This window comes from Tunicatimonas sp., from assembly GCF_049647865.1.
Classification (GTDB): domain Bacteria; phylum Bacteroidota; class Bacteroidia; order Cytophagales; family Cyclobacteriaceae; genus Tunicatimonas.
The window spans coordinates 1-11,047 of the sequence record NZ_JBARYM010000014.1; the positions used below are offsets into that span (position 1 = coordinate 1).

The following is an 11,047-nucleotide window of genomic DNA, read 5'->3' on the forward strand; positions in this document are numbered from 1 at the left end:
CCATTTTGCGATTGAGTTACGCGGATGCCCGTAGCCACCGGAGTACCTAGCAGTGGATACTGACTGTTGAACAGTACTCTAGGGTAGATAAAGTCATCTAATCGCTTGTAGAAAAATCCGCCCGAAAGAATTCCTACGTTACCGAAGTAGCGTTCGGCCAGTACGTCTATATTCATGGCACCCACTGGCGAGAGTCCGGGGTTGCCCACGGTGGCTTCGTTATCTTCCAGATTAGCCTCCTGAGACGGGACGATCTCTATAAAATTGGGGCGGGCGTAGGAGTACGTCAGCGCGGCCCGCAAGTTAGCTAGTTCGCTTATGGCATACTTGAAGTGGATCTGAGGCAACAGAAAATCGTAGTCCGACTCCCCAGTGACCGGTAAAATTTCCTGTAGGTCGCCATCCGACCCGATCACCACATCTCGTGATTCGTAGCGCACATCGGTGTACTCGTAGCGTAAACCACCCAGTACGGTGAGCTTATCAAACTGGTGTCGGGCCATCAGGTAGCCAGCGTACACGTTTTCGGTAGCGTCAAAAGCTTCCAGGGCTTCGTCAATAGCTTTGTCTTCCACTTCCAACTCAAACCGCTCTAAGTTATCGTTGAAGTAGCGCAAAAAGCGACCGAGTTCCAAAGGAGCAGAGAGTTGGTAACGTCCTCCTACAAAATTATCATCCAGCAGGCCCCCGGTAAAATTATCCAGAGTAGGAATATCCGTTCTTCCGCCGTACACTTCCTGGGTGATGGTAAACGACTTGTTTTTAAACCGAACTTTAGCACCAAACTTCACCATTCCCCGGCTATCATCGTAGGGTACGCTGAAATTGATTTTCGCCGTCAGGTTCTGGTCCTGCGCTAGGGTGTTCCCTATTTCTATCTCATTGAATTCGTAGTTAGCATTATCCAGGTAGCCCGGCGCATCAAAGGCGGCGTACTCCCGGTCCGAGAAGTCCAGCGTACTGGCGATCTCCGCCACAAATTCACTTTCGTAATCGTAGGGCGTATCCTGCTCGCCGTAGGAATACTGGGCTTCATATTCTACAGTAATACCCGGAAAGGTATGGCGCCCACCCAAGTTCACACTGGCTACCGACTGAGCTTCAAAGCGGTCTTTAGTAAGCTTACCTATTTCTTCGTCATCTGGTACAAATACGTAACGTCGGCGCCATTCTCGATCGGTAAAACGTGTGTAGAGGGCCCGCAAGTAAATCTCGTGGTTGGGCGAAAAGGCGTAGTCAAAACTACTGCTCAAACCAAATCGGGTACGGGTTAGCTCATAGTCGCGCAGTTCTAATTCGTTATCAAAGGGCTCACGCTCCCAATTGTCTGACCCCAAGTTATTGTTATAGAAGCTGGTATTAAGCAGTACGCCTAATTGTTCGCGCTCACCAAACCGCTGGCCATACTGGGCCGAACCCTGTAGGTTAGGACGTTGCATCAAATTATTGTACCCGCCTACCAGCGAGGCTCTGATGGTAGGGTCACTACTTTCGGCTACCCTGGTTACCAGATTGACATTTCCACCGATGGCATCGCCGTCCATGTCCGGGGTAAGGGCCTTGGTCACTTCTAAGGAGGAAAGTTGGTCGGAAGGAATTGCGTCTAGGGCCACGAAGCGCACGTCGGCTTCGGGTGAGGGAATTTGCTCCCCGTTAACGCTGATATTGGTAAATTGAGGGGCTAATCCGCGTACCAGTACGTAGCGGCCTTCCCCCTGATCGCGCTCAATGTTTACTCCGGGTATACGCTGAAGAGCTTCGGCGGCGTTAGGGTCGGGGAAACGTCCGATCTGGTCGGCAGCTACAATATTTTTAATGTTATCAGCCGATTTCTGCTGATTAAGTGCTTGCGCCTGTCCCTGAAGCATCCCCTGTATGGTAAGTCCGCTCAGCTCCGTAGCACTGCTTCGTAGATCAATATCAACGTTAGTGGTTTCACCTGCCCTAACTTCAACCTGCACCGTAGTGTCATTGTAGCCTAAGTACCGAATGGTTAGATCGTAGGTATCGGCCGGTAGGTTCAGCGTGAAGTTTCCCTGAAGGTTAGCCGCCGTTCCGTAAGTGCCCCCGTTAATACTGACCGTAGCTCCCGATAGGCGCTCATCGCTTTGCTGGTCTTGAATAGTACCCCGGATAATACCCTTCTGAGCCAAAGCGGGTGCTAACAACAGGGTGCAAAAGATAAATGATAGTATGGTTCTCATTGCAGATAGATTGAATTGCGTATGGTCGCAAACTGACTTTTACAATGACTACTCTCAAGCAAATACCGTCAACAATAAAGCAACAATGGCGGGGCAAAGCGTTAACAGAATAGCAACAGCCGTAGTTGAGATCGTTCATAGCGACTGAAAATCAGGTACTTGCGGGATGTTAAAATAATGTTACGCTTTTGTTAACTCCGTATGAAGCTACAGGGAATGTAGGAAAGCCGCGAGTTGGGTTTTCTTATCCAGGGCTAATTTTTTGCGTAGCCGATAACGAGCCACTCGCAGGCTGTCGGTAGAAATGCCTAGAATGCCCGCAATTTCTTTAGACTCAAAATGCATTTTCATTAGAGCAGCTAGCTTAAGGTCAGCATGGGTAAGCCGAGCGTTTTGTTGGCTAAGTAAACGGAAAAAATCAGGGTAAGCTGCTTCAAACGTTTGCCGGAAATTTTCCCATCCTTTCTCCGGCGATAAGTTGGTATCAATATCCTGACTAAGCGAGTGCAGCTTTCGCTTGGGGGGAGTAGCTTCGGGCCGACTTAGGGTTTTCAACTGTGCTTGTAGCTGTTGCAGAAACTGGTTCTTCTCAATCAAATGCAGGGAGTAGTTGGTTAGTGAACGGCTTTTATTTTCCAGTTGGGCTTTCATATATTCCTCCTGGGTTGCGAAGAGTACTTGTTTTTGGCGCATCTGGCTTCGCTGCCGGTGAACCAGTAGCCCTCCAATGACGATCGAGCTGATCATTCCCGCCAAAATGAGGCTAATTATTAGGCGATTGATTTTACGATCTTTCTCCAACAAGCGAATTTCCCGCTCCTTCTTCTCGGCTTCAAAAAATGCTTCTAAGTTGGCCGCTTGCTTCAGTCCGTCTTCACTGTATATTTTCTTAAAATACGTAACTGAGCTATCCAAAAATGTGTAGGCCCGATCGTACTGCCCCTGGGCGGCGTATAGTTGGCCCAGGTCGCGCAATGCACTGCGAAGCTGGTAATTATCAGATTTTCGTTGCGCTAGTGCTAACGCCCGAAGCAGCCAGTCCTCGGCTTCCAGATATCTTTTCTGTTGGAAGGTTACATCGCCTAGATTGTTTAGTAACGCTATGCGCTGGCCAGGATGCTGTACGGAGTCATTCAATGCTAAACTCTGAAGAAAGTAGTCTTCGGCTGCCGGATAGTCCTGTAAGTCTTCGTAAATACTGCCAACGTGCGAGAATATTTTAGCAGCGAGTGCCGGATAATCGTTGGTTGGTAAAATGGCTAGTGCCCGTTGCTGAAGCGCCGCTGCCGAATCATAGTTTCCCTGCTTTTCGTAGTAATGCCCAATGTATCCGTAGGTTTCGGCTAATCCGGCGGTGTCTTCCAGCATTTGGTACAAGCGGACTGCTTGCTGATGGGTAGGTAGCACCTTTTCGTGGCGACGCAGATAATGGTATAGTTTACCCAGTTCATTGTAGGCTTCGGCCTGTAAGCTAGGATGATCCAGGGTTTCTAGAAGCTCCAGACAATTGAGTAGGTGCGCCAGAGCTTGGTTGTACGCTGATTGATTAGAAAACAGTTTGCCCAATAGCAAATTGCCTTCAGCTTGTAGGTGAGGCAGACTGTTCAATCTTCCGTATTCCTGCGCTTTTTTGGCTAGTTCAAAAGCGTAGTCGGGGCGGGTTTCCAGGTGAGCTCGGGCTTCCTGAGCTAAGCTTTGTTTATTAGGGTTTTGAGCGGGCTGCGCTCCTAGCAAAGTAACCGTCAAGAACAACCAAACCAGTTTATATCTACCGCGCATCTTTTTTTGCCAATCAATTTACGGGATTCCACTATTAAAATAGTGGCCAATTAGCATTCTTAACATATCCTTAATCTACGGTAAGTTTACGGTCAATATCCACAAAGTTGGCAAAGTGCCCACGAGAGACCCTTTCATCCGAACAAAGCCCAGCAGATAGTGTAATATGGGTATCACCATTTCATTTTTATACTTTGCCACGTATGCTAGACCCCACTGTTCTGTACGAAGACAATCATTTACTCATTGTGAGCAAACCCGCCGGATGGCTGGTGCAGGGCGATCGTACCGGTGACCAAACGTTGGCGGATTGGGGGAAAGACTATCTGAAGAAAAAGTACGATAAACCGGGGGCGGTATTCTTGGGAGTAGTGCATCGGCTCGACCGGCCGGTGAGCGGAGTGGTAGCAATGGCTCGAACCTCCAAGGCGTTAGCCCGAATGAACCAGCTATTCAAAACCCGGCAGGTAACCAAAACCTATTGGGCATTGGTACAAACTCCACCTCCTCAGCCGGAGGCTACCCTAATCCACTGGCTTATTAAAGATTCAGCAAAGAATAAAGTAACCGCTTTTCATTCCGAAAAGAAGGACAGTAAGCAAGCAGAGTTGTTGTATCGTTTGCTTGTGAATAAAAATTCCCCTTCGCCCCGTTCCACGGCGGCTCTTTTACCAAATGGGGAAAGAATATATTTGTTGGAAGTGAAGCCGATTACGGGGCGGTCGCACCAGATTCGGGTGCAGTTAGCGGCAATGGGCTGCCCGATTGTAGGTGATGTAAAGTACGGTTTCGCAGCGCCCAATGCGGATGCTAGCATTGGCTTGCATGCCCGACAGCTATCATTCGTTCATCCCGTGAAGCGGGAACCGATGAGTTTTCGGGCAGATGTGCCGTCGCTTGATCTCTGGCAACCCTTCGCTTCAGTTGAGGAAACGAAACAAGGGTAGTTACGGTTGATACCTTCGTATGAAGTGGATAGAAAAACTTAAAGCCCGTTGGGAGGTGAATAGTGTAGGGCAAGTAATTGTTATTCTCATTGTGTTTGCCTGCACGGGATTTTCGGTGCTATTCATCAAACAGCCGCTGTTTGATCTGGCAGGCATCACTTCCGAAACTTCCGCCTGGATTCGGGTCCCTTTCTACCTATTGACTATTCTTCCCGCTTACCAAATACTGCTGCTGACTTACGGTTTCATTTTTGGTCAGTTCCGTTTCTTCTGGAATTTTGAGAAGAAAATGCTAAGCCGGTTTAAAAAACTGGGTGCCCTCACCAAAGGGAAAGCTAAGTAAGCAGATTCTTACGAATTGTTTCAATAGATAAGTTAGCGTCTCATTGATATAATGAGGAACAACCATTGGCTGCAAATAAGTGTCTACAATAATATAATACAGTTAAAAATGAACATGACTATTATTGTGGCTCTAGTTGCCGTTCTGATATGTATTTCTTGTACTGAAGATGAAGGAAGTGAAATTTCTGCTGTTGATCGGTGCAGATATGACAACCAACCAAGGCTTTGTACTAGCAACTTAGCTTTCATACCTATATATTTAAAAGATCAAGACAGCAATCCTATTGCTCTGGATCATTTTAGTGTTAATGGTGATAACTATTATGATGAGAATATCCCGAGCGAAACAGATAGAAATAGTGGCAGATACATTATCTTTTCCGATAATGATGCTCAGTTTATTGAGGTCGGCGGCAGTAAGTTTCTTTTTAAAGGTATGGTTAGCGACAAAGTGATTGTGAATGAGACTTATACCGTAGGATACAATTGCTGTCACGTATTCCTACTGTCAGAGAACGACACTGTAAGATTAAATATTTGAAAACGCAGAAAGAGTTACACTACACGTTGGCTACTCACTGATCACCCGCTCGGCCAGTACGGTAATCGCATTGTTTAGCACCTCCACGACTCCTCCTTCTACAGTCACCGTACCTTCCCCAGCACTACCTCGGTATTCAATCTCGCCCGTTCCTAACGAGCTTACCAGCGGCGCATGGTTGCGCAGTACCTGAAACGAGCCGTCGCTACCCGGAAAGGTAGCCGATTCTACTTCGCCCTCAAAAACTTCCTGATCAGGAGTAATGATTGTTAGTTGCATTGATTTTGGGTCTTGGGATTTGGGTTTTAGGGATTAGGAATCTGAAACCTAATCCCTAAAACCCAAAACCTAATAATTACTTCGCTTCTGCCATAAGTCTCTCACCCTTGGCGACCGCATCATCGATGGTTCCTACCAGGTTGAAGGCTGATTCCGGCAGGTGATCGTACTCACCGTCCATAATCTGGTTAAAACCTTTAATAGTATCCTTGATATCTACCAGCACTCCTTTAAGGCCAGTAAACTGCTCGGCCACGAAGAACGGCTGCGATAAGAATCGCTGAACCCGACGAGCGCGGTGTACCACCTGCTTATCTTCTTCCGACAGTTCGTCCATACCCAAAATAGCGATAATATCCTGAAGCTCTTTGTAGCGCTGCAAGATGTTTTTCACGCGTTGAGCGGTGTCGTAGTGCTCATCTCCCACAATATCAGCTGATAAAATTCGAGAAGTAGAATCGAGGGGGTCTACCGCCGGGTAAATACCAATCTCGGCCAGTTTCCGCGAAAGTACGGTCGTAGCATCGAGGTGAGCAAAAGTCGTAGCCGGAGCCGGGTCCGTCAAGTCATCCGCCGGTACGTATACCGCCTGTACCGAGGTAATAGAACCGTTGCGGGTAGAAGTAATTCGCTCCTGCATCGCTCCCATTTCGGTAGCTAGCGTAGGCTGGTACCCTACCGCCGAAGGCATCCGACCCAATAGCGCCGATACTTCTGAACCGGCCTGAGTAAACCGGAAAATATTGTCAATAAAGAACAGGATATCCCGGCCCTGGCCCTGTCCGTCACCATCGCGGAAGTACTCGGCTACACTTAATCCCGATAGAGCGACGCGAGCGCGGGCTCCGGGAGGTTCGTTCATCTGACCGAAGATCAGCGTAGCTTGTGATTCCTTCAGCGAAGTCATATCTACTTTACTCAAATCCCAGCCACCTTCTTCCATTGAGTGCTGAAATTCTTCACCGTACTTGATGATGTCGGCTTCAATAAATTCACGCAATAAGTCATTTCCCTCGCGGGTACGCTCCCCCACTCCGGCAAATACCGAAAATCCAGAATAAGCTTTGGCAATATTGTTAATCAGCTCCTGAATCAGTACCGTTTTCCCTACTCCGGCACCACCGAACAAACCAACCTTACCACCTTTAGAGTAAGGCTCTAGCAAGTCAATTACTTTGATTCCAGTGAATAGAAGTTCTTCAGAAGTAGAAAGATCCTCGAACTTAGGCGGAGGATTGTGGATAGGCCGACCTTTCCCACCGTCGGGCTGAGGAAGTCCGTCGATAGCCTCGCCCACTACGTTGAATAAGCGCCCTCGAATCTCATCACTGGTTGGCATCTTAATTGGCTGACCGGTATCTACTACTTCGGTACCGCGTACCAACCCTTCGGTAGCTTCCATCGCGATTGTCCGTACCCGGTCTTCGCCTAAATGCTGCTGTACTTCCAGCACCAATTTGGTTCCGTCGGGCCGGGCAATGGTAAGGGCGTCAAGAATATTAGGTAATTTGGCATCATTGGCATCGAAGCTAACATCGACCACCGGGCCAATTACCTGAACAATTTTTCCAGTATTTGCCATGAATATGTACTATTAAAGAATGTGCGTTGAATTAAGCGGTGGCAAAAATAGCGCATCTGTAGCGGTATTGCAATGAAGGAAGGTAGAAAGTTGTGCCAATGTATTTGAGTGTTCAGGTATAACAATAACCCGAACACCCTAAAAACCTAATGTTGTACTTAACTGCCTAACTTACTAAACTGAGAAACTTCTGAGTGGTAGATTGTTGTTATGTCCACTACAGCAGAAGCACTTAGCATAAAGCGAACTGCTGCTTATTTTAATAACCCAATAAGTTTAGAGTATGCTATTGAGAGTACCCATCACAAGTCAGTTGCTAGTAGTTATATTAGGATTGGTTGCCTTATCTTGTCAGAAAGAAGTAGATCAGAACTTTGTGGCTGATGATCCTACATTTATTCATGCGTCTATGCAAAAGCTTACGGATGTGATTGTATACGACATATTCTCACCGCCCGTAGCTAGTCGTATTTATGCTTACCCTAGTATTGCTGCTTATGAAACGCTCTTGCCTCAGTATCCGGAATACCAGTCATTCGCTGGGCAGCTCAATGGCTTGCAACCAGTTCCTGCCCCGGATACTGCCCAGCTTATATCGTTGCCGTTAGCCAGTATTCATGCATTCATTACCACGGGTAAGAATTTCATTTTTTCCGAAGACCGGATTGAAGAACATCAGGAGGAACTGTATGCGCAATTTAAAGATGCTTTCCCTGAAGAGATGTATAACAACTCTATAACCTACGGAGAGCAAGTAGCTCAGCACATTATAGATTGGTCTAGTCAAGATAACTACAAGCAGTCGCGTTCTTTCCCTAAGTTTACCGTGAACGATGCCCCGGGCCGATGGCAACCTACTCCGCCTGATTATATGGACGGTATTGAACCCCACTGGAGCAGCATTCGCCCGTTTGTCATTGATTCAGCCAATCAGTTTGTTCCTGCTCCGCCTTCGCCTTTCTCGATGGAAGAAGGTAGTCAGTTCCTTAAAGAAGTGATGGAAGTATACGAGACTACTAACAACCTGGACGAAGAGCAAGCCGAGATCGCTAGTTTTTGGGACTGCAATCCTTACGTTTCTCACCACCAGGGGCACGTGATGTTTGCCACCAAAAAGATTACGCCCGGGGGGCACTGGATCGGAATTGCGAAGATAGCCGCCCAGCAGTCGGAGGCCAATCTAATGCGGTCCCTGGAAACCTACGCGCTCACTTCTATCGCCCTGTTTGATGGATTTATCAGTTGCTGGGACGAAAAATACCGCAGTAGCCTGATCCGCCCCGAAACCGTGATCAATCAGCATTTTGATGAAGACTGGATGCCGCTACTGCAAACTCCACCTTTTCCCGAATACACTAGTGGCCACAGTGTTATTTCTGCTTCTGCGGCTACCGCATTGACTGAACTGTACGGCGAGCCTTTCGCCTACGTAGACTCTACCGAGGTAGCGTACGGGTTGCCTCCCCGGGAGTTTATTTCGTTTCGACAGGCTTCCGAAGAGGCTGCCATCAGTCGGTTGTACGGAGGCATTCACTACATGCCTGCTATTGATAACGGAGTAGCGCAAGGTCGCCAGGTGGGTGAGTTCGTTGTAAGCAATATTAGCACCCGAAAGAAAGATCAGTTAGCCGGAAAGTAGCAACTCAAGTTGGCAGTACCTAACCCAAAGATAGTAGTCCCATTCCATCTTTGTCAGCTAGTTCAATTTATGCAACCGATTTAAGTCGACTAGATGCTATTTTGTTTAGGAAAAATTCTGCTATCCTTATACATAAAAATATCAGTGTTTATTAGCAGCAAACGGTCTTTACAGCAAAAAAAGTTGGTAATTGTCGCCAGTGTTACTTCTAATACCCCCCCTACCCTCTATTGTTTTTTAAAATATTCTTAAGATATTTACGAGAATTCTAAACTAACAACCACCTTTATGGTTGGTTTTTTACTATTTATTAATACTTCTAATTGCTTATGAGAATTTTTACAAATTTTACTTACGTCCTGTCGGTGACGTTTGCGGTGCTTTGGAGCAGCGCAGCGTGGGCCCAGGAAAGAACAGTTTCGGGTACTATAACATCCGATGCTGAAGGAGCACTTCCTGGTGTGAATGTGCTTGTTAAAGGTACCAGTACTGGTACGGTCACTGACCTAGATGGAAACTTCCGCTTGTCGGTTCCTGAAGGAGCAACTACCTTAGTTTTTTCTTCCATCGGATACTCCAACCAAGAAATTGAGATTGGAAGTCAAACTACCTTTGATGTAGTGATGGTTGAGGATGTTCAAGCACTAGAGGAGATTGTCGTAGTAGGTTACGGTACTCAAGAAAAAAAGGAGATCACTTCGGCGGTCACCAGTATCAGTTCCGAAGAATTTAACAAAGGTAACATTAACGATGCTAACCAATTATTGCAAGGTAAAGTAGCTGGACTAATCGTTTCCCGCCCTGGAGCAAATCCCAACCAAGGGTTCAACGTTCGGCTGCGGGGGATGTCTACCTTAGGGGAAAATAGCGATCCGCTTGTAATTATTGATGGGGTGTTAGGTGCTGATTTAAACAGCGTTGACCCGAACGACATTGAGACGATAGACATCCTAAAGGATGCATCGGCCGCGGCCATCTACGGTTCGCGAGGAGCTAGTGGGGTAATTTTGGTAACCACTAAAACAGGTAAAGCTGGGCGAATGGTAGTAGACTACAGTGGCTACGCTACTTTAGAAAACACTGCCCGTACGGTGCAGGTAATGGATGCTCAGGAATTCAGAGAGTTGGGAATTGGGACTGACCTGGGTACTGAGACGAATTGGTTTGATGAGTTGACCCGAAACGCTGTTTCTCACGTACACAACGTAGGTCTTTCGGGAGGTACCGAACAAACGACCTACCGAGCGTCTATCAACTACCGAGATATTCAGGGAGTTGCCCGGGCCACTGGCTTTGATCAGTTAAATGCCCGACTTAATTTGACCCAGCGAGCACTAGATGATCGATTGCGATTAACCCTGAACTTGTCCGCTACTACTCGGGATTCTGATGGTACTTACGGCGACGATAGTCCACTAGATGTAGCCTTCCGTTATGCTACCATATCCAACCCCACCCAACCAATACGTAGTAACGATCCTGCTTTCGCTACTTTTGGAGGATATTATCAACAATTATTGTTTGACTACTTCAACCCAGTAGCAATTATTGAGCAAACGGATTTATCGTCTCAAAACAATAATATCAACTATAATCTACAGGCTGAGTACGAACCAATTGATGGACTACGGTTTTTGGCTCGCTACAGTCAGCAGCGCGACAACCTAGCAGGAGGTTTCTACTATTCTAAGTTTGCCTTCTTTCAGGGAAGAGACAGAAACGGGTTAGCCG

At 47.1% G+C, this 11,047-nt stretch carries 9 protein-coding genes; 5 read left to right on the plus strand and 4 right to left on the minus strand.

Annotated elements, in window-relative coordinates; genetic code table 11:
* Both WBA23_RS00345 and WBA23_RS00350 read right to left on the minus strand, forming a co-directional pair.
* Positions 1 to 2,204: TonB-dependent receptor (locus tag WBA23_RS00345; RefSeq protein WP_424580239.1), on the minus strand; the 2,204-nt coding region annotated here is incomplete at its 3' end.
* 207 nt (positions 2,205 to 2,411) lie between these two features.
* Positions 2,412 to 3,983 (minus strand): tetratricopeptide repeat protein, encoded by a 1,572-nt coding sequence (locus WBA23_RS00350; protein WP_424580240.1) that lies wholly within the window; start codon positions 3,981 to 3,983, stop codon positions 2,412 to 2,414.
* 203 nt (positions 3,984 to 4,186) lie between these two features.
* Between WBA23_RS00350 and WBA23_RS00355 the strand changes: the two genes are divergently transcribed.
* The 3 genes from WBA23_RS00355 to WBA23_RS00365 all read left to right on the plus strand — a co-directional run bounded on the left by WBA23_RS00355 (position 4,187) and on the right by WBA23_RS00365 (position 5,816).
* Positions 4,187 to 4,930 (plus strand): RluA family pseudouridine synthase, encoded by a 744-nt coding sequence (locus tag WBA23_RS00355; RefSeq protein WP_424580241.1) that lies wholly within the window; start codon positions 4,187 to 4,189, stop codon positions 4,928 to 4,930.
* A 19-nt stretch (positions 4,931 to 4,949) separates the two neighbouring features.
* On the plus strand, positions 4,950 to 5,273 hold the full coding sequence (locus WBA23_RS00360; RefSeq protein WP_424580242.1) for a DUF6787 family protein: 324 nt from the start codon (positions 4,950 to 4,952) through the stop codon (positions 5,271 to 5,273).
* Between the two features lie 114 nt (positions 5,274 to 5,387).
* A complete protein-coding gene (locus WBA23_RS00365) occupies positions 5,388 to 5,816 on the plus strand; it encodes a hypothetical protein (RefSeq protein ID WP_424580243.1) in 429 nt (142 codons plus the stop codon).
* Positions 5,817 to 5,846: 30 nt separating this feature from the next.
* Here WBA23_RS00365 and atpC read toward each other — a convergent pair whose 3' ends face one another.
* Positions 5,847 to 6,095, minus strand: coding sequence for an ATP synthase F1 subunit epsilon (gene atpC, locus WBA23_RS00370; protein ID WP_424580244.1), 249 nt, complete (start codon positions 6,093 to 6,095; stop codon positions 5,847 to 5,849).
* Positions 6,096 to 6,171: 76 nt separating this feature from the next.
* A complete protein-coding gene (gene atpD, locus WBA23_RS00375) occupies positions 6,172 to 7,677 on the minus strand; it encodes a F0F1 ATP synthase subunit beta (protein WP_424580245.1) in 1,506 nt (501 codons plus the stop codon).
* Positions 7,678 to 7,960: 283 nt separating this feature from the next.
* Between atpD and WBA23_RS00380 the strand changes: the two genes are divergently transcribed.
* On the plus strand, positions 7,961 to 9,316 hold the full coding sequence (locus WBA23_RS00380; protein WP_424580246.1) for a vanadium-dependent haloperoxidase: 1,356 nt from the start codon (positions 7,961 to 7,963) through the stop codon (positions 9,314 to 9,316).
* Between the two features lie 329 nt (positions 9,317 to 9,645).
* A partial coding sequence (locus WBA23_RS00385) for a SusC/RagA family TonB-linked outer membrane protein (RefSeq protein ID WP_424580247.1) occupies positions 9,646 to 11,047 on the plus strand: 1,402 nt, incomplete at its 3' end.

What these genes read in the sequence shown, in the direction of transcription:
- WBA23_RS00350 (WP_424580240.1), bottom strand. Translation starts at nt 3,983, where the DNA reads ATGCGCGGTAGATATAAACTGGTTTGGTTGTTCTTGACGGTTACTTTG.
- WBA23_RS00355 (WP_424580241.1), top strand. Translation starts at nt 4,187, where the DNA reads ATGCTAGACCCCACTGTTCTGTACGAAGACAATCATTTACTCATTGTG.
- WBA23_RS00360 (WP_424580242.1), top strand. Translation starts at nt 4,950, where the DNA reads ATGAAGTGGATAGAAAAACTTAAAGCCCGTTGGGAGGTGAATAGTGTA.
- WBA23_RS00365 (WP_424580243.1), top strand. Translation starts at nt 5,388, where the DNA reads ATGACTATTATTGTGGCTCTAGTTGCCGTTCTGATATGTATTTCTTGT.
- atpC (WP_424580244.1), bottom strand. Translation starts at nt 6,095, where the DNA reads ATGCAACTAACAATCATTACTCCTGATCAGGAAGTTTTTGAGGGCGAA.
- atpD (WP_424580245.1), bottom strand. Translation starts at nt 7,677, where the DNA reads ATGGCAAATACTGGAAAAATTGTTCAGGTAATTGGCCCGGTGGTCGAT.
- WBA23_RS00380 (WP_424580246.1), top strand. Translation starts at nt 7,961, where the DNA reads ATGCTATTGAGAGTACCCATCACAAGTCAGTTGCTAGTAGTTATATTA.